General features: G+C 48.2%; 18 protein-coding genes. 14 read left to right on the top strand and 4 right to left on the bottom strand.

Going from position 1 to position 25003, the window contains the following annotated elements; all coding sequences use genetic code 11:
• From Q1B47_RS09280 to Q1B47_RS09245, 8 genes are all read left to right on the top strand, one after another.
• Window positions 1–792: an outer membrane lipoprotein-sorting protein gene (locus tag Q1B47_RS09280; RefSeq protein WP_299792154.1), complete on the top strand. Its 792-nt coding sequence runs from the start codon at window positions 1–3 to the stop codon at window positions 790–792.
• Window positions 789–1979, top strand: coding sequence for a hypothetical protein (locus Q1B47_RS09275; protein ID WP_299792151.1), 1191 nt, complete (start codon window positions 789–791; stop codon window positions 1977–1979). The genes Q1B47_RS09280 and Q1B47_RS09275 overlap by 4 nt, the downstream gene beginning before the upstream one ends.
• 168 nt (window positions 1980–2147) lie before the next feature.
• The gene (locus Q1B47_RS09270; protein WP_299792148.1) at window positions 2148–3176 is read left to right on the top strand and encodes a DUF4124 domain-containing protein; all 1029 of its coding nucleotides are present in this window, start codon (window positions 2148–2150) and stop codon (window positions 3174–3176) included.
• Between the two features lie 496 nt (window positions 3177–3672).
• Window positions 3673–5334, top strand: coding sequence for an NAD(P)-binding protein (locus Q1B47_RS09265; protein WP_299792145.1), 1662 nt, complete (start codon window positions 3673–3675; stop codon window positions 5332–5334).
• A gap of 29 nt (window positions 5335–5363) precedes the next feature.
• Window positions 5364–8942, top strand: a complete 3579-nt coding sequence (gene nifJ / locus Q1B47_RS09260; protein WP_299792142.1) for a pyruvate:ferredoxin (flavodoxin) oxidoreductase — start codon at window positions 5364–5366, stop codon at window positions 8940–8942.
• Between the two features lie 31 nt (window positions 8943–8973).
• The gene (locus tag Q1B47_RS09255; protein WP_299792139.1) at window positions 8974–9753 is read left to right on the top strand and encodes an alpha/beta hydrolase; all 780 of its coding nucleotides are present in this window, start codon (window positions 8974–8976) and stop codon (window positions 9751–9753) included.
• Window positions 9754–9924: 171 nt separating this feature from the next.
• The gene (locus tag Q1B47_RS09250) at window positions 9925–10605 is read left to right on the top strand and encodes a class I SAM-dependent methyltransferase (protein ID WP_299792136.1); all 681 of its coding nucleotides are present in this window, start codon (window positions 9925–9927) and stop codon (window positions 10603–10605) included.
• Between the two features lie 37 nt (window positions 10606–10642).
• On the top strand, window positions 10643–11785 hold the full coding sequence (locus tag Q1B47_RS09245) for an HNH endonuclease domain-containing protein (protein WP_299792133.1): 1143 nt from the start codon (window positions 10643–10645) through the stop codon (window positions 11783–11785).
• A gap of 36 nt (window positions 11786–11821) precedes the next feature.
• On the opposite strand, the gene Q1B47_RS09240 is transcribed toward Q1B47_RS09245, so the two are convergent.
• The 3 genes from Q1B47_RS09240 to Q1B47_RS09230 all read right to left on the bottom strand — a co-directional run bounded on the left by Q1B47_RS09240 (window position 11822) and on the right by Q1B47_RS09230 (window position 13983).
• Window positions 11822–12040 (bottom strand): EF-hand domain-containing protein, encoded by a 219-nt coding sequence (locus tag Q1B47_RS09240; RefSeq protein WP_299792129.1) that lies wholly within the window; start codon window positions 12038–12040, stop codon window positions 11822–11824.
• A 184-nt stretch (window positions 12041–12224) separates the two neighbouring features.
• Complete coding sequence (locus Q1B47_RS09235) at window positions 12225–13385, bottom strand: PQQ-dependent sugar dehydrogenase (protein ID WP_299792126.1); 1161 nt, start codon at window positions 13383–13385, stop codon at window positions 12225–12227.
• Between the two features lie 418 nt (window positions 13386–13803).
• Entirely contained in the window at window positions 13804–13983 is a 180-nt protein-coding gene (locus tag Q1B47_RS09230) for a hypothetical protein (protein ID WP_299792123.1), read from the bottom strand.
• A 565-nt stretch (window positions 13984–14548) separates the two neighbouring features.
• Here Q1B47_RS09230 and Q1B47_RS09225 point away from each other — a divergent pair.
• Window positions 14549–15607 (top strand): PepSY-associated TM helix domain-containing protein, encoded by a 1059-nt coding sequence (locus tag Q1B47_RS09225; RefSeq protein ID WP_299792120.1) that lies wholly within the window; start codon window positions 14549–14551, stop codon window positions 15605–15607.
• Window positions 15608–16018: 411 nt separating this feature from the next.
• Window positions 16019–16675, top strand: coding sequence for a nitroreductase family protein (locus Q1B47_RS09220; RefSeq protein ID WP_299792761.1), 657 nt, complete (start codon window positions 16019–16021; stop codon window positions 16673–16675).
• Between the two features lie 313 nt (window positions 16676–16988).
• Here the strand turns inward: Q1B47_RS09220 and Q1B47_RS09215 are convergent, their stop codons facing one another.
• Window positions 16989–18245, bottom strand: coding sequence for an adenylosuccinate synthase (locus Q1B47_RS09215; RefSeq protein ID WP_299792117.1), 1257 nt, complete (start codon window positions 18243–18245; stop codon window positions 16989–16991).
• Window positions 18246–18380: 135 nt separating this feature from the next.
• Here Q1B47_RS09215 and Q1B47_RS09210 point away from each other — a divergent pair, with 135 nt between their 5' ends.
• The 4 genes from Q1B47_RS09210 (at window position 18381) to Q1B47_RS09195 (ending at window position 24946) form a co-directional block, all read left to right on the top strand.
• Window positions 18381–19283, top strand: coding sequence for a LysR family transcriptional regulator (locus Q1B47_RS09210; RefSeq protein ID WP_299792114.1), 903 nt, complete (start codon window positions 18381–18383; stop codon window positions 19281–19283).
• A 406-nt stretch (window positions 19284–19689) separates the two neighbouring features.
• Window positions 19690–20928: an HD domain-containing phosphohydrolase gene (locus Q1B47_RS09205; protein WP_299792111.1), complete on the top strand. Its 1239-nt coding sequence runs from the start codon at window positions 19690–19692 to the stop codon at window positions 20926–20928.
• A 113-nt stretch (window positions 20929–21041) separates the two neighbouring features.
• On the top strand, window positions 21042–21803 hold the full coding sequence (locus Q1B47_RS09200) for an N-acetylmuramoyl-L-alanine amidase (protein WP_299792108.1): 762 nt from the start codon (window positions 21042–21044) through the stop codon (window positions 21801–21803).
• Window positions 21804–22117: 314 nt separating this feature from the next.
• Window positions 22118–24946 (top strand): UvrD-helicase domain-containing protein, encoded by a 2829-nt coding sequence (locus Q1B47_RS09195; protein WP_299792105.1) that lies wholly within the window; start codon window positions 22118–22120, stop codon window positions 24944–24946.
• Window positions 24947–25003: the final 57 nt, after the last annotated feature.

Here is a 25003-nt window from a genome sequence, read left to right as displayed (position 1 = left end):
ATGCAAAACATACTGATGGTGTTATTACTTTTAATCGTAACGATTCAAGCTGTGCCAGTATCAGCCGAAACGGCGGAATCGAAAGGTCAGGCTATCGCACTCGAAGCGGACAGGCGTGATAATGGCTGGAATGATGCAGAGTCGAAACTGACTATGATTTTGCGCAATCGTCATGGTGATGAGAGCAGAAGGGAAATTCGAGGTAAGTCGCTGGAAGTCTCAGGGGACGGGGATAAAACGCTTACTATTTTTGATACTCCTAAAGACATAAAGGGCACAGCGTTTCTTAATTTTACACACAAAGTTGGTGACGATGAGCAGTGGCTGTATTTACCGGCCCTAAAACGGGTAAAACGTATAGCCTCACGTAACAAGTCTGGCTCGTTTTTGGGCAGTGAGTTTGCCTATGAAGACATTGCAAGTCAGGAGGTTGAAAAATACAGTTATAAGTGGCTCCGTGATGAAGTATATCTTGGGATGGAGTGTTTTGTTGTTGAGTCCTATCCGGTGGACAAAAAACACTCAGGTTATACACGACTTGTCAGCTGGGTTGATAAGGAGCACTACCGCAGATGGAAAACGGAGTTTTTTGATCGAAAAAAATCACACCTCAAGACTCTGACCTTTGCGGATTATAAGCTTTACTTGGGGCAGTACTGGCGAGCCGAAGAGATGAACATGGTTAATCACCAAAATGGTAAAAGTACACAACTTATCTGGAACTCCTATCAGTTTCGCACGGGCCTCACGGATAGTGATTTCACTAAAAACAGCTTAAAAAGAGTCAAATGAATAGACTGATAACTCGATTACTGGCGATCATATTACTGCTGTGCTCCTCACCGGCGGCCGCTCAAGATTTTTCCGGTTACCTTGCCGCCGAAGCCAATATCTTTGTTCACCAGCCTACATATGATGGGCAAAGCAGTCATAGCATCTCAATTGCTTCACAGCCTGAGCTTTATCATGAGTGGGCCGGCGGGACGAGTTTTACATTTGTGCCATTTGGGCGATTGGACAGTGCCGATCCCAACAGAACTCATGGTGATATTCGTGAGCTGAATATGTTTTGGATTGATGACAGCTGGGAGTTCAGAGTCGGCATTGGCAAGGTATTCTGGGGCGCAACGGAGTTCGTCCATCTCGTGGATATTATAAATCAGACCGATATTGTAGAGAGTATCGATGCTGAAGAGAAGCTGGGTCAGCCAATGGGGCACCTGTCACTGCTGAATGACTGGGGCGTTGTCGAACTGTTTATCCTTCCCTATTTTCGAGAACGCACTTTTCCCGGCGTCGAGGGGCGGCTTCGAACGGAGCCGATAGTTGATACTGAGCTTGCAAGTTACGAGAGTGGTAAGCAACAGAGCAATACAGACTTTGCTGTTCGTTATAGCCATACGCTTGGGGACTGGGATCTGGGGATTTATCATTTTTCCGGAACCAGCCGTGATCCCACGTTGATCCCGGGGGCCGATGAGCATGGGCAAGTCGTACTCATCCCCTATTATGAACAGATAAATCAGACTGCTGTCGATCTGCAGATGGTGTCCGGCGAATGGCTATGGAAATTAGAGGCGCTACATAGAGTTGGTCAGGGGGACCACTTTACTGCCGCTACCGGTGGGTTTGAATATAGTTTCATCGGTATCAATGATAGCGCCGTGGATCTTGGTGTGATTGTGGAGTATGTATACGATAGCCGTGATTCCAGCGCGACGACACCTTTTCAGGATGATGTGATATTGGGACTCAGATTGGCGTTTAATGATCTTCGTGATACAACACTTCTTGCGGGTTGGTTTCAGGACAGGCACACTGCAGCAAAAATTATTCAGCTTGAGGCAGGCAGACGTATAGGAGAGCTGTTTAAGCTGAGCCTGGAGTTACGCGTTTTCTGTGGTCAGCCTGAAAATGATCCTCTACATAGCCTGCGCAATGACGATCACCTTCAATTAGAGCTTGCCTACTATTTTTGAAGAATTTAAAAGATAAGATAAGCAGCAAAACAGTGCATGCCATGGAGATTGGTTGTGCAATGCTGATACTAAGATAAATATACAAGTTACGCGAAACGTGAATTTGCCTCTTTGTTCAACGTTGTTTATTACCGATTGCAATCAATTATCTATCAAGGGATTGAGTGAATGAAAAAAGCGACCAGATGCCTCAGTGTGGCCTCGATATTCTTGGTCACATTTTCTGTCAATGGACTAGCCGCAGATAAAAAATCAGCTAATCAGTCAATTGAGCAACATTCGATGAGTCTGTCACAACTCGAGGGGTGTAAACCCGCTATGGAACAGGTTCGACAATCTAAGAAGCAGGGAAGTTCTCAGATCTACACCTGGACAGATGAAGATGGTCGGGTACATTTTAGCGATAATCCGCTTCAGGTTGAGCAAAACAACGCTGAGCTGACACACTACCGGGATTCTGAGTATGCTTTTGTACTTAAAATTAAATCAACCGATGGCTACTATCCCCCATCCTATAAAGATAATGTCACGGCTGCGATTAAGAAGGTCAGTGAGGTTTATGAGTTTTATCTGCCAAGTTCAGGGGTTCCGCCTGTAACGGTTAACCTGACCTTAGCCAATGACCACGCCAGTTATCTAAAGCTACAGCGAAAATATGCCCCCTCACTGGGTCAGAGTCAGGGTTTTTATGTAACAGATCTTAACCTGGCGGCGGTTTGGTATCGTAACGATAAACAGGCATATGAGACATCTATTCATGAGTCGGTTCACGTGCTCAATGCCGGTTTATTCGGGTTTAGTCCGAGGTGGCTTAATGAAGGTCTGGCCGAATACTTCTCCGCAATGCAGATACAGGGTTATGCTGCAAAGATTCCCACACCGCCCTGGAAACAAATACTATCAGGAACCGAGCTTAATCTATCAAGCTTGCTAAAGGCAGGCGGTGAACAGTGGCGGGCGAGAGAGTTGCAACGTTTGCTGTACGCTCAGTCATACTCGTTTGTCCAATATCTGATGAGCACAGGTAAAGGCAAGCAAGTTATGAAGCAGTTGCTGGCACACCTGATTGAGACACGTTGCCAGCAGGAGAGCGATATTGCCTCAGTCATGGCCAGATATCCGGGAGGGATAGCACAGTTGCAATCAGAGTGGTCTGCATGGATAGAGCATGAGCGTTATCGAACTCAATCGTTTTAACCTGTATTAAAACCGTGGATTCCGGCCAACAAGCATACCGAAATGGTGGAGGCGGATGTCATGTCGTGCTAAACGTTTCGACATCTTGAGTCAAACAATTTGTCATCATGAGTTATCCTTCCGTCATTCTGAACTTGTTTCAGAATCCAGCTTGTACTTTATTCCTGCTGATCATTGATTCTGTCAATAAAGCGACTGGATCACATGAGGGAAAGTTATGCTGAGTACATTATTTTTTCGACTGTAACTAATCTGTTCCGGCCATCAAGCATACCTATCAACAGCACTGAACAAGCCTGCCGCTTTAAATTTACGCATTGTGATTGAAATTTATACGCTTTTGTGAGCATATAGGCCTTATACTTTGTATGGTTTAATAGTTCGCCAGAGTTATAAGGAGTAGGGCGGAAGAGCTTCACCCCATTGTTTAAGACACAGATAATCGCTATTTGGCAACGGATCCCCATGGACAGCTTGCCTTCTTTGATCACCTGTCATGGTTACAAATCATGATAACAAAGGAGATGGTATGAAATCACAGTCCCATGATATGACCAATCCACCGGATCTGCTGCTAAGTGACGGCACGGGCCCCTCAACACAACGCCAACCAATCTTTCAGGACTATCTCCCTCCCTGTAATCAAGGCTGTCCGGCCGGTGAAAACATTCAGGGTTGGCTGTCGCTCGCCCATGAACAAAAATTTGAACAGGCCTGGCAACTTCTCATCGCAGAAAACCCAATGCCGGCGGTTCATGGCCGGGTCTGTTACCACCCCTGTGAATCCGTTTGTAACCGGGCCAATGTTGACAGCGCGGTCAGTATTCATCAGGTAGAGCGTTTTCTTGGAGACATGGCGATTGAGCAGGGATGGCAACCTAAGTTTGAGGCAAGACAAAGTGGTAAGAGGGTGCTCATCGTCGGCGCGGGTCCAAGTGGTCTGTCGGCGGCATACCATCTGGCCCGGCTGGGGCATATCGTGGAAGTGCGTGACGCCGGACCTATCGCAGGTGGCATGATGCATTTCGGTATTCCGGCTTATCGTCTGCCACGGGATATCTTGGCGGCCGAGATAAAGCGGATAGAAGATATGGGGGTGAAGTTTACCCTAAATCATAAGGTCGAAGATCTGAAGCAGGAAAAGTCTGACGGCCAGTTCGATGCCGTGTTTGTGGCCGTTGGTGCCCATATTAGTCGTAAAGTCGAGATCCCTGCCCGGGAAGCGGGTCATATCCTCGATGCCGTGAGTTTCCTGCGTGATGTGGGTAAAGGCGAAACGACTAACCTGGGGCGACGGGTTGCCATCTACGGTGGCGGAAACACGGCAATGGACGCCGCGCGGACAGCTAAGCGTCTGGGCGCCGAAGAGACACTGATCATCTATCGCCGTAACATGGAGCAGATGCCGGCTCATCAGTTTGAAGCGGAGGAGGCACTGGAGGAGGGGGTGAAGATCAATTGGTTGAGAACCATCAAGGAGATCAATCTGGATCAGATAACTGTCGAGAAGATGACGCTGGATGAGCGTGGCAAACCCGTACCCACCGGTGAGTTTGAGACTCTGGAGGCGGATGCGCTTATCTTAGCTTTAGGGCAAAACATAGATTCCGAGCTGTTGGCCTGCTACCCGGAGATCACCTTTAAACCCGATGGTACGGTTATCGTCGATGAGCAGATGATGACCGCACGAAACGGCATCTTTGCCGGCGGCGATATGGTGCCCTGTGACCGAACCGTAACCATAGCTACGGGCCATGGTAAGAAGGCGGCTCGCCATATCCATGCATTCCTCTCCGGCACCGTTCACCGTGGCAAAAGCAAGCCGCCCGTGGCAGATTTCGAGTCCCTTAACCTCTGGTATCTCACCGAAGCGGAGCAGACCAGTCAGCCGACGCTGCCGGTTGAGCAGCGGGACCATTCGTTTGCCGAGATCCTCGGCAGCCTGAATACAGAGCAGGCCACGTTCGAGGCCAGCCGCTGTTACAGCTGCGGTAACTGTTTCGAGTGTGACGGCTGTTATGGTGCCTGTCCGGAAAAGGCGATTATTAAGCTTGGCCAGGGGCGTTTCTATCAGATCGATTACTCCCGTTGCACAGGCTGTACCGCTTGCACCTTGCAGTGTCCCACCGGAGCCATACATATGGTGACGACGCGCTAACGCTAACGAAATTGTACAGGAGTCATGTTATGGCTAAGCAGGTAACCATCGATGGCGGGGAAGCGACAGCCTATGTTGCTTATCGTACTAATGAAGTTTGTGCTATCTATCCCATCACCCCCTCATCTACCATGGCGGAACTCGCCGATCAGTGGGCCAGTCAAAACATCGAAAACATCTGGCGTCAGGTACCTCTGGTTGCGGAGATGCAGAGTGAGGGAGGGGCGGCGGGCACGGTTCACGGTGCGCTGCAGACAGGTGCATTGACCACCACCTTCACCGCCTCCCAGGGCTTGATGTTGATGATCCCTAACATGTTTAAGATAGCCGGAGAGCTGACACCGACCGTGTTTCATGTGGCTGCCCGTGCTTTGTCGACGCAGGGGCTGTCGATCTTCGGCGATCATCAGGACGTGATGGCGGTGCGAATGACAGGCTTTGCTCAACTGGCCTCTTCATCGGTTCAGGAGTGTCATGATATGGCGCTGGTGGCACAGGCGGTGACACTCAACTGTCGCGTGCCCTTTATCCATTTCTTCGATGGGTTTCGTACCTCTCATGAGGTCAGCAAGATTGAGCTGCTCGATGATGAACAGATCAAGGCGATGATAGACAACGACCGGGTCTATGCCCATCGTTCTCGGGCGCTTAACCCGGATAACCCTTTCATGCGCGGAACTGCGCAAAACCCGGATACCTACTTTCAGTCCCGTGAGTCTGCCAGTCGTTACTACCAGGACGCTATAGGTGCTGTTGAGCAAGCGCTCGATAAGTTTTATGAAGTTACCGGGCGTCGCTACCAAAGCTTCGAATACTATGGCGCGCAAGATGCCGAGCGGGTCATCGTTATCATGGGCTCGGGTAGTGAGACGGCCATCACCACCGTTGAGCACTTAAACCTGAGTGGCGATAAAGTTGGTGTGCTGCGGGTCCGCCTTTACCGGCCTTTCAGTTCTGAACATCTGCTAAAAGCGCTGCCACAATCGGTAAACAGCATCGCGGTGCTAGACAGAACTAAAGAGCCGGGCAGCGATGGCGAGCCACTGTACAAAGATGTCAGCAACGCGCTCTATCAGGCGGTCAGCCAGGGTAAACGCAAAGCCATGCCTATGGTCATAGGTGGCCGTTACGGATTGGCCAGCAAGGAGTTTACTCCCGCCATGGTGGCCAGAGTCTACAAGGAGCTTTCAGATAAAGCCCCCAGGAATGATTTTACCATAGGCATCACAGATGACGTCTGCCATAGTAGCCTGGAGGTGACCGAGCCGCTGGATATCGAGTCTGACAAGCTGGTGCAGGCGATGTTCTATGGCCTAGGCTCAGACGGTACCGTCAGCGCCAACAAAAACAGTATCAAGATTATCGGTGGCGTCGAAGGTTATTATGCCCAGGGCTATTTCGTTTACGACTCAAAGAAAGCTGGTTCTCAGACAGTCTCTCATCTGCGTTTCGGCCCCGAGCCGATCCGTGCGCCATATTTAATTCAATCAGCTAACTTTATTGCCTGCCATCAGTTTGGTTTCATCAAACATGTGGATATGCTGGAGCGGGCTAAACAGGGGGCCACATTCCTGCTCAATAGCTGCTATAGCGCCGATGAGGTATGGCAGCAGCTGCCGTCTGATGTTCAGCAAGAATTGATCGATAAACAGATTAAGTTCTACGTCATCGACGGTGCCAAGGTGGCGCGCTCTGTCGGCATGGGGAAAAGGATCAATACCGTAATGCAAACCTGCTTCTTCGCGCTCTCGGGCGTGATGCCCAAAGAGGAGGCGATCGAACGGATAAAGCAGGCGGCAGAAAAAACCTATGCCAAAAAGGGCGAAGAGGTGGTTAAACGTAACTTTGCCGCCATCGAGCAGGCATTGACGCATCTTCAGCGGGTTCAGGTGCCAGCCAAGGTCACTACTCAGGTCGGCAGAGAGGCTGACGGGCTTTTCGAGCGGGCTGAAGGTTTTGTCAAAGAGGTGACCGCAGAGATGTTTCATGGTCGAGGCGATCGCATCCCCGTCAGCATGATCCCCGACGACGGTACCTATCCCACAGGTACCAGTCAGTATGAGAAGCGCAGCATCGCCAGTGAGATCCCGATATGGGATCGCGAGATCTGCATTCAGTGCGGTAACTGTGCCATCGTCTGTCCCCACGCCGCTATTCGGGCAAAGTTTTATAACAAGCGCCGCTTACAGGGGGCGCCTGACTCCTTCCCGTCGAGCAATGTCACCTCCCGCGGCTTCCCCGATGCACGCTACACTCTGCAGGTGTATGCCGACGACTGTACCGGTTGCGGACTTTGCGTGAAGGCGTGCCCGGTTAACCATACTGCCGATGAACATCACCATGCGATCAACATGCAGAGCAAGGAGAAGCATCTGGATGATGAACGCCGCAACCTGGCGTTTTTCGAGACCATCGCCTACAACCGCCGAACAAGAGTTGATTTTTCCAACGTGCGCGGCGTACAGTTTCTGCAACCCCTGTTCGAATTTTCCGGTGCCTGTAGCGGCTGCGGTGAAACCCCGTATCTGAAGCTACTCAGTCAGCTGTTCGGCGACCGTATGCTGGTCGCTAACGCAACCGGGTGCTCCTCTATCTATGGCGGCAACCTGCCGACCACGCCTTGGGCCAAGAACAGTGAAAACAAGGGGCCGGCCTGGGCAAATTCGTTGTTTGAAGACAATGCCGAGTTTGGTTATGGCTACCGCCTCACCGCCGATAAACATATGGAGCTGGCACAATCGAGACTACTTGAGTTAAAAGAGAGGCTCGATGCCCGGTTAGTAGAGCTGACGGTCGACGCGCCTCAATCCCACGAGTCTGAAATACATGAACAGCAGGAGCGGGTTCAGGAGCTGGCGAAACAACTCAAACAACTGGACGATCCCAGAGCCAAAGAGCTGCTCTCAATCATAGATCACCTTGTGCGTCGAAGCATCTGGATAGTCGGCGGTGATGGCTGGGCTTACGACATAGGTTATGGCGGGGTTGACCACGTACTTGCCAGTGGCCGTGACGTCAACATCTTAGTGATGGACACCGAAGTTTACTCAAACACCGGCGGGCAATCATCCAAGGCGACCCCTATCGGTGCGGTGGCTAAATTTGCCGCCGGAGGTAAGGCGGTGCCTAAGAAAGACCTGGCGTTGCAGGCTATCGCTTACGGTAATGTCTACGTAGCGCGTATTGCTCTGGGCGCCAGCCCGCAGCAAACTCTGCAGGCGTTTCGTGAAGCCGAAGCCTATAATGGCCCGTCACTCATCATCGCCTACAGCCACTGTATCGAACACGGCATAGATATGATCGACGGTATGCAGCAGCAAGATCTGGCGGTGAAGGCGGGATATTGGCCACTGTATCGTTACAATCCGACACTGCGCAGTGCCGGACGCAACCCGTTTATGCTCGATTCACTGCGTCCCACGTTAAAACTGGAGGAGTATGCCTATAATGAAAACAGATACCGCAGCCTGTTAAAGTCGGATCCGGAGGAGGCCGAGCGCCTTATCAATCTGGCGCGGCAGGTAGTTAACCAAAAATGGGCCCTGTATGAGGAGATGGCGACACGAAACGCCCATAAGTTTACCCCTCACACCCGAAGCCGCACTTGATGGCTAATTAATTATATCCAGGTAAACAGGGATGAAAGAGTCGATGCTAAGTTTTCTGTCTACACTGCTCATTATCTATCTGGGCGTGTGTCTGCTGCTGTTTGTGTTGCAGCGTAAATTTATGTACTTCCCGACGCCGCCACTGCTGCACTTTACGCCGCCTCCGGAGGCGACGCTGAAAAGCTTTGACAATGACGGCATTAGCCTCGCTGGTTGGGTGGTCAATGCCGGCCGCCCAAGGGCACTGCTTTACTACGGCGGCAACGCCGAGAATATCGAGTACAACATTCCATTCTTCAAGGAACATCTGCCTGAGTATACCGTCTACCTGATAGCCTATCGGGGTTATGGCGAAAGCAGCGGAGCGCCAACAGAAGAAGGTCTTTACAGCGATGCGCTGCACATATTTGACCGGGTAAAGCCGGAACATCAAAAGATCTCTTTACTGGGACGAAGTCTGGGCTCAGGTGTCGCCACCTATGTGGCCAGCCATCGACAGGTCGACAAGCTTGTATTGGTCACGCCGTATGACAGTACCGCAAATGTGGCGAAGTCTGTCTATTGGATGTTTCCGGTATCCTGGCTTATCAAAGACAAGTATGACTCGGCAAAACGCGCTATGGATATTGCGGCGACAACAACCATCATCTACGCCGAAAATGATAATGTTATTCCCAGAGCTAGCACCGAGGGCCTGATCCAGGCCTTCTCACACAGGCTTGAAGATAGCATCTTAATCAGAGGCGCCGATCATAATGACATATCGGAGTATAACGAATATGTTGCCGCCCTTAAGCGGGCACTGGATTGAACTCTTTGTCATTGAACACCGCATCGCTGCCATAAACCAATGCTCAAATATACGTCATGATATAAACAGTACTCACATATACGGCTTACACAGATTCTTTTCTTACTACAGCTATGTTAATTTATTGATTAAAAATAACATCTATCCAGGTAAAGCAAAGGATCAGCGTCTGTGACAACTGAGTATTATAACGATAATGCCGAGCTGTTGGCTCGCCAATACCTATCGACCACCTTTGAAGAGGTGCATAGTTCCTGGTTGCCTCATCTGGATCGGCTATTCGACGAGGCTTCTGCTCTGTCGATATTGGATGTTGGTGCCGGTATCGGTCGCGATGCTGCGTATCTCGCCCGGCAGCTCTCTGAGCAACCAATAACAGTTGAGCAGAGGGTAGAGGTGGTTGCCGTTGAGCCCGCTCATCTGTTGGCCGACCTTGGCAAGAAGCACACCAAAGGGCTGAATGTCACCTGGATAGTTGACAGCTTACCCAGGCTGAACCGGCTAGCCATCTATCAAAACGGCTTCAATCTTATTCTGCTCAGCGCCGTCTGGATGCATATACCAGAGGCTGAACGCACCACGGCACTACAGACACTCGCACACCTGCTTGCACCGAACGGTAGGCTTGTTATCACGCTGCGGCATGGACCTAACAGCGATACCAGAATAATGCATCCGGTGAGCGTCGATGAGATGCACATACTCGCAAAAAAAGTCCATCTGGAAGTTATTGATTCGACAGATAAAGAGACCGACAAACTCGGCCGTACTCAGGTCTTTTGGCAAACCGTAGTGCTAGAGCGTATAAAAAATTCTCCAGCGAATAAAAAATTGCTGCCAATCAAAGGCTAAAGCGCGTGACAGATCCACAACTGATAGGGAAAGCTAAATGAATTCAGGTGGGGTAACACAGGTCTCAGCCGCCAAGCAGGTCGAATTTATCGCCTATCTGCAACGACTGCTGATCGAAGGGGACTTCGTCGCCACCTATAAGTTTGCGCTGCTCCATGTCTTAGCCGATATCTGTATCGAAAGACCCCAATTTATAGGCGATGAGACTCAAAGCGGTATCATTGCAATTGATGAACTGGTCGAAAAGTTTATCGAACTCTATTGGCAACATTCATTACCATACTGTGGCGCTACGGCCAAAGGTGTGAGTACAGATGGTGTTGATAGTGCGGATACGTCGTTTATCCTGTTTCAAAATGCCGGCAGGCAATCGGCACTGCTTAAGAATCTCGCCGGGTATCGCAGCAAGGGGATTCGATCCTTAACCCAATTAAAGCTGCATCCTGATTGGCACAAGCTAGTGAGTAAAACCCGCAGTACCTTCAAAGAGGGACCTCTTTGGCGTCTGCAGTTATTAGCGGGCAGTGAAGAGTGTTTTTACTACCCACACGATAAAACAAAGAAGTATATCCAGCTTAACCCGGGCATTGCATTCTGTTTCAGGCGTTTTCACGACCTGGTTGTGTCACTTGCCCGAAGCCACTGGACGCAGAAGGTGTGTAACTTTCCTGCCAACCAAAAAGTCATCGGCGGGCAGGGCAACCTGTCTGACTTCCTGTTCGGCAGTGATCGCAAGGCTATCAATCAGGCGAGACCCTTGCTGCTGCAGATACAACATGGCAAATGTTTCTATTGTCAGAAGCCACTGAAACAGAGTGGGCAAGAGAATGGCGAGGTAGACCACTTCATTCCCTGGGCCCGTTACCCTAGCGATCTGGGCCATAACTTTGTGCTGGCACACAGCAGATGCAATAGAAATAAAAGTGATCATTTAGCCGCTCAGAAACATAAGGAACGCTGGTTCGAGCAGAACATCATCAAACATAAACAGATAATCAGCTCAGAGTTAGACAGTTTTTTTGTCTGTGACAGTAAACGATCCGAAGCCATCGCCACCTGGGCCTATCAGTTAGCTGCCCAGAACTTTGCTCCGCTTTGGTTGAATGGCAAGGAATTTGAGTCGTTTAGGCATACTGATTGTAATACCACTCAACACCATACGGCTGAAAGAGGTAGATAGTCCCGCCATCAGACCTATACTGTCTTGCGGTAAATTTTATTGGCTGTTAAACCATTCACTAAACTCTTCGAAGTCTATGCTTCCGTTTCCGTCCAAATCTATGGCGTTAAAACCTATCTCGGCGCTCTCACCCGGCTCCAATGCTTCCAGAGCAAGCAATAAGCGTTCAAACTCAGAAAGTTGGATGCTTCCGTCTCCGTCTGTATCAAAATGGTCGAAATTATCTTTAAGCTCTTCCTGGCATATATCAGTCATTACAGACTCCAAGTTAGTATGGTTGTCAAATTAATGTGATCATAAGCAAATGAATTTTATGGTTATTGTTTTGCAATTCAGATTGCCAACTTTATATTCAAATTTATCATGAGCTTTCCTTACCATAACGTCAACAAATACTGCTTAGGCAACTTATACTTGTGAATCCAACCAAGATGGCTACCTATATACCACAGGGCTTCATACGGTAGACAGAGCCGCTGTCTGTCGATATAAGCAGGTTGCCTTGTTCATCTTCTATGACCTGACGAATCCGTTCGTTGAGTTCGGTCAGCAAGCGCTCTTCCGATCGGGCTTGCACGCCGTCGAGTGTTACACGGTTCAGGTGAGTCAGTTTAAGTGCGCCGCTGAGCAGATCTCCTTGCCATTTAGTGAAGGCTCGGCCTGAGTAGACTAATAAACTCGAGGGGGCGATGGATGGGGTATAGACCTTTGTGGGTGGCTCCATGCCGGGTTTAGATGTACCTTCACCAACGTCAAACGGTCCCCAATACTCCTTACCAAATGAGACCACGGGCCAGCCATAATTATGTCCGGCTTTAATCAGGTTGATCTCATCGCCGCCTCTGGGCCCGTGTTCTATCGACCATAAGCGTTGGGTCTTAGCATCAAATGTCAGTCCCTGAGGGTTACGGTGCCCATAGCTGTAGATCTCGGGGAGGGCATGACTCTTGTTATCACTGCCGGATACGAAGGGGTTATCATGAGGCACGCTGCCATCGAGGTTTAAGCGTAAGATACTGCCCGCATGGGTAGAAAGGTCCTGGCCGTTGGGTCTGTGGCCTCGGTCGCCTATTGAGAAAAACAGATGGCCTTTGTCATCGAAGGTGATGCGCGAGCCGAAATGACGGCCGCTGTCGGTTCCCGATTCGGTTACCAATAGATCTTGCCATTCAAGTAACTGATTACCTCGAAGCTTGGCTCTTGCCAGCGTAGTACGCCCCTGACCGGTAACTGGTTTTGAATAGGTAAAGTAGATCCAACGCTGCTTATTGTTGCCAGAAGCCGAGCTCTGCTCTGTATCAGTACCTGTAATCGTAATTTTCGGTCCAAGTTGGATGTCGAGCAGGCCACCTTGGCCCTTGGCATGTATTGCCGGCAATCCCTTAATATTTGTCTGTTTACCGCTGGTGAGGTCAAGTTTCAACAGTTTACCATTTCGCTCTGTCACCAGGAGGTTATTGGTATCTAACAAGGCCATCCCCCATGGGATCCCGAGTCCTTCAGCAACCCGTACAAGCTGATAGGTTTCACAGGTTTCTGCCTGACTATCTATAGAGGCCAGTGTAGCTAATAGGGTCAGCATCAGCGGTAACCGTTTCATCATGAGTCCTCGGGCTGTTTTGAGTGGCTGTGATTATGGTTTATCGTGTAGAGCCAAGAGCTTACTATTTAGCATTTAGCATTTAGCATTTAGCGTTCTCAGTGTCCAAAACCATTTATTTATAAGCGAATAATATCTATAACCCAGGTTTGGGTGAAAGACAAATCGTCTGTCGCCAACATCTTAGATTGAATCATGGATTCGAGATTTACTGGAATAGAGTATTAAGAAGGGTATAAGGATCATAGAGTGTAGTACCGAGACTGCGCGGCGATATTAACCTTGCTAATCATTCTCTAAACAGACTGAATGGGCCCGATGATTTAGCACCGGACCGGTTAAGTTCAGCTTTTACTGGATGTGCTCATTACCAGCAGAACGGCAAAGAAAACGATTGCGCCTACTATGATGATTGTATTCATTGTTTGTTCCTCTTATGTAGATGTTGGTAGATAAAGTAGGCCCCAATGGAGACGATGATGAAGGGGATGATGGTTACCGCGACGTTGAACATAAACTTGGTCACCGGAATGATGATAATGGTTGCCACTATGAGGACGACTAAGGTAACCAGGGCGATGGTAGTTATCTGATTCATGCTTATTCCTGAATGCTGTTTTATCTGCTGCTGTAAGAGTTAAACAGTCGGTGCGTCAACAAACAGCGGCTAACGATTGGTAGCAGTATCTCAGCCTTAGCTTATTCCTCCCTTAATTGAAATTTAAAGTGAGAAAAAAGGGCGCTTTAACATCAAAGATGACACTTCGTTTGTTGAGCTGAGCCGGTAATTGCTCCAGCATAACCGGCATTTCCGCCGTCCTTGGAGGTCAGACGACGCTATGCTGTAGGGGCTAAGATGATGCTTAGCTAGTAGAACTAAGGTGACGCATCTTGGTAAATCCCGAATGTCGTCAGCCTTGTCATTCTGAATGAATTTCAGAATCCAGCTTTTGTTTGTGTTAACAACTAATGGATTCCGCTTTCGCCGGAATGACGTTCGTTGCCAGATGCAGGAACATAGTCGATAAGTCAGCCTGGGAACATTCGCGGCTAAAGCCATCTCCTACAGAAAATCATTACTTTGTAAATCCCGGTTAACGTATTGAAATAGGTTTTGTTAATGATAACCTTTCTCAACTACGGGAATAACTGAAATTTTAGAAATGACAAAACTCTTAAAGACACTCCATAACTGGGTCGGCTTTGTTATCAGTTTAATCATGCTGATAGTGTTAACCAGTGGTATCTATCTGGGCTGTGTGGATCTGTTCAAACGCATGGACAATAAGGGGCAGCAGTTTTCAGCGTTGACCCATGAACAAAAGGCTGAGATAGCCGCGAATGTTTTGGCGAGCTATCCGGATGCATCGGGGGTGAAATTGCCTACTAAAATGGCTCCCTATGTCGAGGCCTATTCGAGACAAGCATCAAGCTTTCTTACCACAGATCTGCAAGAGCTGGGGTCTCAGTTAAAGGCTGACAATGAAGTCTGGCGCTTCATCTTCTTTTTTCACCGTAATTTTCAGCTCGGCGAACCAGGCAAACATGCCAATGCCATCAGCGCCATCTTGGCAACAGTTATCATCTTTATCGGTCTCTATCTTTGGTGGTTGATAAGACGTGGTTTTAAGTGGAAACATACGCTTCCTAAAAACGGTAAAAACGGTGCATTGATTAAGAGCCATATCCAGTTGGGGCTGATCTTCTCCATTCCCTTGCTTATCATGTCCGTAAGCGGCGCCTATATTACCTATGGTGCCTGGGGCGAGTCGACCCTGGATGAGAATCGTCATATGCCAGTTGTCGCACAGGCCGGAGATTGGCGGGGGCAGATATTAGCGGCGCAAAAGATCTGGCCCGACTCCGAGCTGGTTTCGGTATCGAAGCCCCGTAAGGGGCAGGGCGATAGTTATGTTTATTCACTGAGTTTCAATGGCGATAATGCCTTAGGATTAATGCAGGCCGATACGATTAAAATTGATCTTAATACGGGTAAGTTAGACTCGGCGCAGACATTCAGTGATAAGGGGCTAGCCTACCAAGCCAAGTACAGTGCCCGTTTCTTACATGATGGGGCTAGAATGCCTACCTGGTACCTGCTTATGCTTATCATAAGCTCAGTTGTCGGGACTCTGATGGTGAGTTTTGTGTTGCTGACTTTCGTGCGCAAGGAGATCTTAGCGCCGATGAAGGCACGGGCTGCAGTGCGCTTGCAAAACTAGTTTGTGATCCTGGCTAATGAGAAGGCTGAAGCGAAACCGTTTCAGCCTTTTTTGTTGACGACTTAAAAGCTGGGTTCCGCTCTTAGCGCATAACGGCAGCTCAGCTTATAGCTTAGTAATGGATGAGCCGATAAAGTCCCTGTTGCATCGTGATTATCAACTTATTTTTGGTAATGATTCAACTATTGGCATGTTTTTAGTTAATTGCATTTGGATTAGACTCTATCCACTCTCAATATAAGGCTGTGGATGAACTCATCTCTGAGTCGTTTCCGACCGGTTTTCAGAATTGTAATATGAACAGAAGGCTACCGAACTTATAAGACGATCGGCTGCCTGAGCCCATAATTGTAACACTGCCGTTTTCATTGGCGGTTCGTTAGAGGAAAGAAAAATACTATGGCTACTACCATGTCTCATCCAATCATTACAGATTTAAACAAGCGTCACACAGTTAAAAAGTACGATGCATCTAAGCGAATTCCACAAAGTGAACTCGATATCATTTATGAAGCGATGCGTTTATCTGCATCTTCCATAAACTCACAGCCATGGAAGTTTATTGTGATTGAGAGTGATGAAGCAAAGCAACGCATGCATGCGACATTTGCTAACAAGCATCAGTTTAATCAACCACATATCAATGCGGCTTCTCATATTATTTTGTTTGCCCATAACCCCGCTTATACCCGTGATGATTATGCAAAAGTAGTCGATAAGGGAATTGAAGATGGCAGAACTAAACCGGAAAACAGAGAGCAGGCATTTGCCGGTTTTGCTTTTGCCGAACTAAATACCGACAGCTCCGGTCAAAACGCCGCATGGACTAAGTCACAGACATATCTTGCGCTGGGTAACACGCTGCATGTGTTGGCTCGATTAGGCATCGACTCGACTCCGATGGAAGGTATCGACAGTGAACTTGTCGGTGATATTTTTAAAGATGAGCTGGATGGGTTCGTTTGTGATGTGGCGTTAGCGATCGGTTACCATGACCGGGAAGAGGACTATAATGCGAGTCTGCCTAAGTCTCGCTTAGCGATGCGTGAGGTTATTAAAGTACTTTAAAAAACAGGTGCGCGGTAACGGAGTTTCCATTTCTGCATTATCTCTGAACACCGGTTATTCACCGGAAAGCTGGGTGTCGGATAAGGGGTAAAATCTCCATTTAGACGCTGAAAGTAAACAAACGGCAAAAAAAATGGAACCCGATATGGGTTCCATTTTTAGTCGAAAAATGCACTGACTTTCCGACATTTCTTACTATTAACAGCATCAGTTATTCTGATTTTTTTTGTGTAGGTTGCAGAGTCTATCTTTAGTAAGTCTGTAAACAAGGGACCCGGTTTGGGTACCATTCTCAGTATTATTCACACAGTGATTAGCGCAGGATCATCTGGTCACGTTCTGGGCCCACAGAGACCATGCTGACCGGAACGCCCATCAGCGCTTCGATGCGGAGCACATAGTGCTGCGCCGCTTCTGGCAGGCTTTCGAAGGTACGACAGCCTGTGATGTCTTCGTTCCATCCCTGCATCTCCTCATAAACCGGCGATAGGGCTGCGGTTTGAGGCCAGATTGGGTTTTGTGTGTGATCACCTTCGTAAGCTACGCAGATCTTAAGATCTTTCATGCCGGTTAGGCAGTCGATCTTGGTCAGTGCGATCTCGGTAGCGGCTTGCAGCTCTACGCCATTTCGGGTGGCGACGGCGTCGAAGTAACCCATGTCACGAGGACGGCCGGTGGTTGCTCCATATTCGTTAGACGCTTCACGGAAGTTATCCTGCTCTTCCATGGCCGTCACTAATGTACCGGTACCCACAGATGAACTGAATGATTTAGCTACGGCAATGATGCGCTCAGGGCGCAGGGCCGGTAAGCCACTACCGATACCGGCATAGGCCGCAGTTACGTTAGATGAGGTTGTCCATGGATATTCACCATAAACCAGATCACGGCCAGCACCGAGTTGTGCTTCAAACAGTAAGCTTGCATTCCTGCTTTGCATCGCTTTCAGCGGCTCGGTCACGTTACAGATAAATTCACGCCAGGGCGCCGTTACCTCTAATAACCATTCGGTCATCTCTTCAGCGCTCTGGCTGAAGTCACAGCTTGGGTATAAGGCTTTTAACTGTGGCATCTTCCAATCGAGCATGAAGCGAATACGCTCAAGCAGAACTTCCGGTTGCATTAGCCAACCGACGAGAATGCCTTTTTTCATGACACGGTCGCCATAAGCCGGGGCGATACCCTGTCTTGTTGAGCCGTAGGCACCATCACCCAGACGCTGCTCTTCAAGGGTATCTTCCAGTGCGTGCAGTGGCAGACAGAGGGTTGCACGGTCTGAGATGTGTAATTTCACATCCACTCCAGCCGCTTTAACTTCTGCTATCTCTTCACTTAGTGCCGCCGGGCTGATGACCATGCCCGGGCCGAGGACTGCCGTGCAATCCGGGTTGAATATGCCGCTTGGAAGCTGATGTAATTTAAAGGTGCCAAAGTCATTGACGACAGTATGGCCCGCATTATTTCCACCTTGAAAACGAATACTTGCAGATGCATCGGCAGCAAGATAATCAACGATACGGCCTTTACCTTCATCGCCCCAATTCGCACCCACAACAACAATAGACGGCATAACTCACACTCCTGAATAATTAAGCGGCTATGCTAAAACAACTGTTGAGATATGAGAAATTAATAATTATTATCAGTTTGATAAGAATTTCATATATCATAGGGCGCGAAATCTCTAATATAAGCGGGAAAAGGTATGCTTGATCTCAATTGGCTGAATACGTTTGTCACCTTAGCTCAGCATCAACATTTTGGTAAGGCCGCGGCGGCCCTGCATATGACTCAACCTAATGTCAGTCTTCATATTAAACAGTTGGAAGGTGCTACCCGGGTAAAACTGATTGAGCGAAACCCATTTCACCTGACCGAGGCGGGCGAACGGTTACTGCGGAGTAGCCAAAAAACCTTGATGGAGCTGCAGGTGTGTCAGGCCGATCTTAATGCGATTAACGATCTCAGTCAGGGGACGCTCACCATTGCGGCGAGCGACATCATCTCCCGCTTACTCTTGATCTCACCATTTCAGCTGTTTAAAGCTGAATTTCCAGGGATAGATTTTTCGCTGTTAAACACCACCTCATCACAAGCCTCCGAGTTGGTTAAGAGTGCACAAGCCGATCTGGGCTTTGTCATTGCTCAAAAAGAGAGTCAACCGCTGCATTTTACCGAGTTACAACAGATACGTTGGTGTGCATTGGGGGAAAATCTGGCGCTATGGCAGCAGAAAAGCTTGCAGCCTGAATTGGTACTGGAGAGCGAGCCAACGCTTATTCTGCTGGGACACGATACCCGTACCCGAGACCTGCTGGATTCAGCTTTGCCATCTCTTAATCTTCCTAAGTATCGAATCATGGAGGTCGGCAGTGTCGATGCACAGATAGATTGGGCCGAAGCGGGCTTTGGAGTTGCGATAGTGCCGGAGTTCGCTATCTATACCAAACGAAACCTTAAGTCTCACCTCAAAACAAAGGTAACGCCATTACCTGAGTTTCCCACCACGAGCCTGGGTTACATTGTGCGGCAGAATCAAATTCTCTCTAAAGCTATCAAGCAGCTGCTGAAATGGGTAGATGAGGAGATCATTCGCTCGCAGAAGTAAGTCTTAAAAGCAACGACGCTTCGCTGAAGAAGCTGAGACGACGCTCATTGCATGAGCTGGATAAGCACAAAGAGGGAATGAACAGAGCTATAGCCAAATGTAGGACCGGCTTTAGCCGGGAATGAGCCTCCTTAGAAGATCCGCGGCTGAAGCACGCTCCTACAAAGGATCTTACACCTTCGCGACTAAAACCAGCTGCTACGGATCGTCATTCTGAATTCATTTCAGAATCTATTTTATATTCGTTGCGAGGCAATGGATTCCGGCCTTCGCCGGAATGACTAATGTTTAATTCATCTATTATTGGCCTGGATCATGCCAGCCACTGCAATTGGATATATCCTGACTATACTAGTAGCACAAAGTGATTTGTTGTTAAAAAAGTAGTGATTTTGGGGTGTTAGCTATGATGAGTGAACCACTGAACTCTCAACAGGAGAGCGGCGAAAACATGATCGATATGGACGCCATGGACGACTTCTATGACGATTTCAAAACGGCCCATGAAACATGTGACTCTGTGTTAATCGATTTGGAGTTGGATCCCACTAATGCCACACTGCTTAACTCTCTGTTCAGATCTGTTCATACCATTAAAGGTAACTTGATCTATGTAGGACTTAAGGATATCACGCCACTTATTCAGAGTGTGGAAGACCTGCTGGACGCCATAAGAAAGAACCGCATAGAGTACGACAGCCTGCTATGTGATGTTGTGTTACTCACGCTCGATAAAACCGAGAGTATGGTTCAATCAAGGATCAATAATACAGCTTCAATTCTGTCCGACAGTGAAATTGATAGTTTGTGCTTCAATATCAGCTGTATTGCCGATGTAAAACCGGAAGACAGAATCGATTTCATTAAAAATAGCTTGTTTATATTAGATCCGGAAACTCACCTCAATGACGCTCAACTTAAGCCGATCGCTTCAGACACACCAATAACTCCATCCGGTAATAAAGGCAGAGAGGGCGACGAGCGTGAGCCGATAGTCAATACCGATTATCTGGTCGATAATCAGGTGATTGCAGATAAGAGTATCAAGGATGTACTGCAAAGTTACGATATCGAACTCGATGAGGATATCTGTTTCTTTGAAAGTCTCAGCAGCCCTTTAGAGAACCGCTCTTTTTACTGGAAGGGACGTACGGTGCGTCAGCTCATACTTGCACTTGCGATGAATGACAGAGCGGGAAACTTAGTTAACCCAACCCAGCTTGCGGTTGCCGTATTAATACACGATATCGGTATGTCTTTTCTCCCACGCTCTCTGCTTACCAAGAAGGGGGTGTTCACCGAGCAGGAGAGGGAGGCATTATATCGCCATCCTGACAAAGGTTTCCAATTACTGATGGAGTCAGCACGTTGGATTGAAGCCGGTCAAATTGTCTTGCAGCATCATGAGCAGGTCGACGGTTCCGGTTACCCTAATCACCTGAAGGGGGATGAGATCTGTCATGGGGCTAAAATTTTAGCCATCGCGGATACCTTCGATGCCAGATCTCATGAAAGAGCACACAGAACACTGCTTAAACGCCCGCTGGTACGAACCATGAATGAGATAAATAATTTTTCCGGTACTCAGTTCGATCCCTATTGGGTCGATATCTTTAATCAGGTTGTGCGTACACTCGATGGCTGAGTGGCTTTTATGGATAAAATTTCAGGTAGGCGCTTTAATTGCTATCCCTTTGTTTTGAGCTAACATATTACCTATAAAGATAATTTGCTTACAGGTTTATTCAAGGAATGAATATGACTAATACGGCTGGCTCATCTATTGAAACAGGATCCTCAACGACGGGCAATGGCAATCCTGCGACCTTTCATTTCACACTACCACCTGCTGGCAGGCCCGGGTTCTCGTCACTAAAGGAGGAGCTACACCCGGCCTTCGGCTGGTTGACGAAGAACAGGGCTCGCTCCCGTAAACGTGACGTATTTGAATCTATCGACACTATCGTTATCCATGCTACAGCTGGCTATGCCACCGAACACGCTGTTGATACCTGGAAAGCGCGAAAGGCGAGTGCCCACTGGATAATCCCGGACGAAAATGAAGTCGGCCACGGGCACTTTATATGGGCTACGGTGGCAGAAGCGAAAGCGGCATATCATGTTGGTAATGTTGATTATGCATCGATCTTAGGTGACGGACCCAATGTAAACGACCGCAGTCTGGGTGTTGAGCTGGTTAATACTCAGAATGTTCAATACTATCGAGACCCGTACTCCCGGTGGCAGATAGATATGCTGGCCCGTATCGTCCTCTATGCCTGGGCCAAGTATCCTAATTTGAAGCATGTGATCTCACATGCCAAGTTAGATCCAACCCGTCGTACAGATCCCGGTGAAAACTTTCCATGGGAGGAGTTTAAACACAAGGTTCTGACTCATTCAATGCCGGCGCAGCACCATGCCCTGGCGTTGGCCACCGATACTCCACCAATATCGTCAGATAGTGAGAGGGTAAACCTAGCTGTAACTAAACGGGCGGGCCATTGCTGCGAGCCCTGATAGAGAGGGCGCCTCGCTTTGTTTGTGCTACCCATCTTGCTGTATCAGTAGATATTATGCATGACGACTGCTTTCGGCCTACGGAGTTAAGAACAAGTTGACTCTCAGAGCCTGATTCAGCAGCCTGCTCGTTACTTAATGGCTAAGTGTGTTACCACAAAATGACAGACCTGCAGTTTGTTGCTGAATTAATCTTCTGTCAGTTTTGCAATCCATGACTCATGTTTGAGGATCTTGTAAACTTAACTCATCTATTTTCATCCACTTGTTAGCCGGTCTCTAGTTTTGCTGCGGCTGTGCTATATGGACTCATATTGTCTCGACTCCCCCCTGAAAAAGCGGCTAACTCACAATTATATTCCTCTGCATCGTTGCCCGGCGCTTGTGTACCGACAGATGTGAGTACAACTTCCGGCTCTCTATCCCCTGTAGAACCGGGCCCTGAGCGATCCGCTTTAACTGCGCTTCCCTATAGTCAGTTCGGTCGTTTTTTCAAACGCTCAAAGTTTGCAGCAAGGTTCGATGCCGATGGTTTGACATTGACATCACTGCATCAAAATCGTCTGTATCGAACATCGACACAGAGCGAAGCCGATACTATGCGCCTTTCAGGTAGTGAGTCTGAGCTTAGCTTTAGCTGGAAACAGCTGGATAAACCTGTGCTGTTTAACTGGAGTTTTTTCGGCTACCTGATGAGTTTCACGGTTGATGAACGCAGCTACTGTACCCCTTTTTTAACCTACGCTTCGAAAAGGTGCTTCAATAATCCCATGGCCGAACACTGGGCCAGGGCGAATCAATCTACTCTTTGCGGACTGATCGGAAAAATTGAAGAGGCTATATCTACAAGGTATCTCAGAACGAGCCGGGTGAAGTTGATCAAAGCGCGTGTAGCGAGGGAGTATCGACGCTGGTTTCCCTGGAGCAGAAACGACTCGTTGGCTTTGGGAGAGGAAGTTAAGACTGCACTTAAAAGTTTACACAGGTTCAATCGTTGGACGAGCGAAGATATCGAGCTGATCCGTGAGCAATATATTTCGCAGCAGTTAATCGAACATAAAGGTTTCTTCGACAGCGTAGAGTCAAATCCGCTAACGGATAAACAGCGCAGGGCCTGTATTATCGATGACAATAACAATCTGTTGTTGGCCGGAGCCGGTACGGGAAAGACGAGTGTAATGGTTGGCCGCGCCGGATACCTTATTAAGAGTGGGCAAGCTAACGCGACAGACATCTTGTTATTGGCCTTTGGAAAGATAGCCGCTCAGGAGCTTGATGAGCGCATTCGTTTAAAGCTAGGTTCACTTTTAACCGCTCAGCAGGGTGAGACGCCTGACTTTGCTGTGAAGGCGAGCACCTTCCATAGTTTGGCTATGCGCATCATTTATGATGTTGAAGGTGTTAAACCCAGATTATCTCCATGGATCGATGATAAAGATGCAAAGGTGTGCTGGATTAATAGAGCACTGGAGTCACAGCTTAAAGACAAACGTTACCGAAAAAGACTCATTAACTATTTTGACAAGCATTATTACCCTGCACATAGTGCCTTCTATTTTAAGAATGAATCTGACCATAATGATTACATCAGGGCCCATGAGTTCCGCCCGCTCCATGGTGAAAGAGTAAACAACTATTTTCACCTTAAGATTGCCGACTGGTTATTCAGGCAGGGGATTGAATATCGATATGGATCTGCTTATCCCCATACAGGGGGTGAAAAGGAAAGCGGCAGGTATAGAAGCGATTTTTATCTGCCGCAGTATGATATCTATATCGATTACTTCGACATAGACGAAAGCGGCTCCACACCGGTTTTCATCGATGATGACACCTACCGGGCATCCGTAGCGTACAGGAAACAGCTCCATCAGCAAAATGACACTCACTATATTGAACTCTATTATCATCAGCACCAACATGGACAGTTGCTGAAATCGCTTTCAAAGGCCCTGGTAAAAAAACGGGTTAAACGTACTCCTGTTGATGACGAGGCGCTGTTAGCTAAGTTATGTGAACAAGGATATCTCGCAAACTTGGTTTCATTATTTAATCAAGCTATATCCCTCTATAAGGGGGCCTGTCTCGATAGTAAAACTCTGACTGAACGTTTGTCCGATTCGGCTCATCAGGAAGAGACAGACGCGGTATTTAAGTTACTGAAACCGATTATTAAAGCCTATCAAGAGCATTTATCGACAAGTGGTGAGATAGATTTCGAAGATATGATTGCTAAAGCGATAGATTATATTCAAACAGGCAAGTTTATCTCTCCATGGCGTTACATCATGGTCGATGAATTTCAGGATATCTCCGAACCGAGAGCCCGTTTGGTCAAGGCGTTGCGGGATTCGGCTTCAGGGGCTTTAAAAGGTGCTAGCGCAGCCGTCAAGCCTGCCGATAACTCGAATGTTCAAACTGTTAAAAGGGGAACGCATGCCTCACTGTTTTGTGTCGGCGACGACTGGCAGGCAATTTATCGATTCAATGGCGCAGATGTGAAATTGACAACTGAATTTGAGCGCTACTTTGGCACGGTGACCAAGACCCATCTGGATCTCACATTTCGATTCAACTCCCGTATCGGTGATGTCGCCAGTCAGTTTGTTATGCAAAACCCTACGCAGCTCGATAAGTCTATCCGCTCAATCAATAAAGGAAGTAAGTCATCGGTATCTATTGTAAAAGTTCCTAAGCCTGGCAGGCTGGAGCAGAGCCTGTTTTCCCCATTGCTTGATTCAATAGAGGGACTGCTGGCTAAGCGTAAAGATAATGCTGACAAGAAATCCAGTGTTTATATTCTGGCAAGGTACTGGTATCTGTTACCGGATATGCAAGAGCTTGCGGATCTCAGGCTGCGCTATCCTGCGCTTAATATTGAGTGTCACTCCTTTCACGGGGCAAAAGGGAAGGAGGCTGATTATGTATTTGTGATGGGGCTGACCGCTGGTGCTCATGGCTTTCCATCGTCCAGGACCACAGCTCCGATATTGGAAGCCTTGCTGCCGGAAGAGGATGATTTTAAATTTGCCGAAGAGCGTCGTCTGTTTTATGTTGCGTTAACCAGGGCTAAGCACAAGGTTTACCTGTTAACCGATGCTAAAGCGATGAGCCCTTTTGTGAGAGAAATTACACAATACTAGAGGTTACGCCGGTTGCAGAAGATGTTGGACCTGACTTTAGCCACGTGTAATAACCGA

This window comes from uncultured Shewanella sp. (assembly GCF_947501225.1).
In the GTDB taxonomy this organism is placed as follows: Bacteria; Pseudomonadota; Gammaproteobacteria; order Enterobacterales; family Shewanellaceae; genus Shewanella.
The sequence above is the reverse complement of the archived record's forward strand: the minus strand, read 5'-3'. Positions and strand labels throughout refer to the sequence as shown.

Excerpts from the sequence above, each read along its gene's own strand:
- Q1B47_RS09220 (WP_299792761.1), top strand. The coding sequence starts at position 16,019 with ATGTCTCATCCAATCATTACAGATTTAAACAAGCGTCACACAGTTAAA.
- Q1B47_RS09225 (WP_299792120.1), top strand. The coding sequence starts at position 14,549 with ATGACAAAACTCTTAAAGACACTCCATAACTGGGTCGGCTTTGTTATC.
- Q1B47_RS09230 (WP_299792123.1), bottom strand. The coding sequence starts at position 13,983 with ATGAATCAGATAACTACCATCGCCCTGGTTACCTTAGTCGTCCTCATA.
- Q1B47_RS09265 (WP_299792145.1), top strand. The coding sequence starts at position 3,673 with ATGGTTACAAATCATGATAACAAAGGAGATGGTATGAAATCACAGTCC.
- Q1B47_RS09245 (WP_299792133.1), top strand. The coding sequence starts at position 10,643 with ATGAATTCAGGTGGGGTAACACAGGTCTCAGCCGCCAAGCAGGTCGAA.
- Q1B47_RS09270 (WP_299792148.1), top strand. The coding sequence starts at position 2,148 with ATGAAAAAAGCGACCAGATGCCTCAGTGTGGCCTCGATATTCTTGGTC.
- nifJ (WP_299792142.1), top strand. The coding sequence starts at position 5,364 with ATGGCTAAGCAGGTAACCATCGATGGCGGGGAAGCGACAGCCTATGTT.
- Q1B47_RS09200 (WP_299792108.1), top strand. The coding sequence starts at position 21,042 with ATGACTAATACGGCTGGCTCATCTATTGAAACAGGATCCTCAACGACG.
- Q1B47_RS09215 (WP_299792117.1), bottom strand. The coding sequence starts at position 18,245 with ATGCCGTCTATTGTTGTTGTGGGTGCGAATTGGGGCGATGAAGGTAAA.
- Q1B47_RS09240 (WP_299792129.1), bottom strand. The coding sequence starts at position 12,040 with ATGACTGATATATGCCAGGAAGAGCTTAAAGATAATTTCGACCATTTT.
- Q1B47_RS09205 (WP_299792111.1), top strand. The coding sequence starts at position 19,690 with ATGATGAGTGAACCACTGAACTCTCAACAGGAGAGCGGCGAAAACATG.
- Q1B47_RS09280 (WP_299792154.1), top strand. The coding sequence starts at position 1 with ATGCAAAACATACTGATGGTGTTATTACTTTTAATCGTAACGATTCAA.
- Q1B47_RS09275 (WP_299792151.1), top strand. The coding sequence starts at position 789 with ATGAATAGACTGATAACTCGATTACTGGCGATCATATTACTGCTGTGC.
- Q1B47_RS09210 (WP_299792114.1), top strand. The coding sequence starts at position 18,381 with ATGCTTGATCTCAATTGGCTGAATACGTTTGTCACCTTAGCTCAGCAT.
- Q1B47_RS09235 (WP_299792126.1), bottom strand. The coding sequence starts at position 13,385 with ATGAAACGGTTACCGCTGATGCTGACCCTATTAGCTACACTGGCCTCT.
- Q1B47_RS09255 (WP_299792139.1), top strand. The coding sequence starts at position 8,974 with ATGAAAGAGTCGATGCTAAGTTTTCTGTCTACACTGCTCATTATCTAT.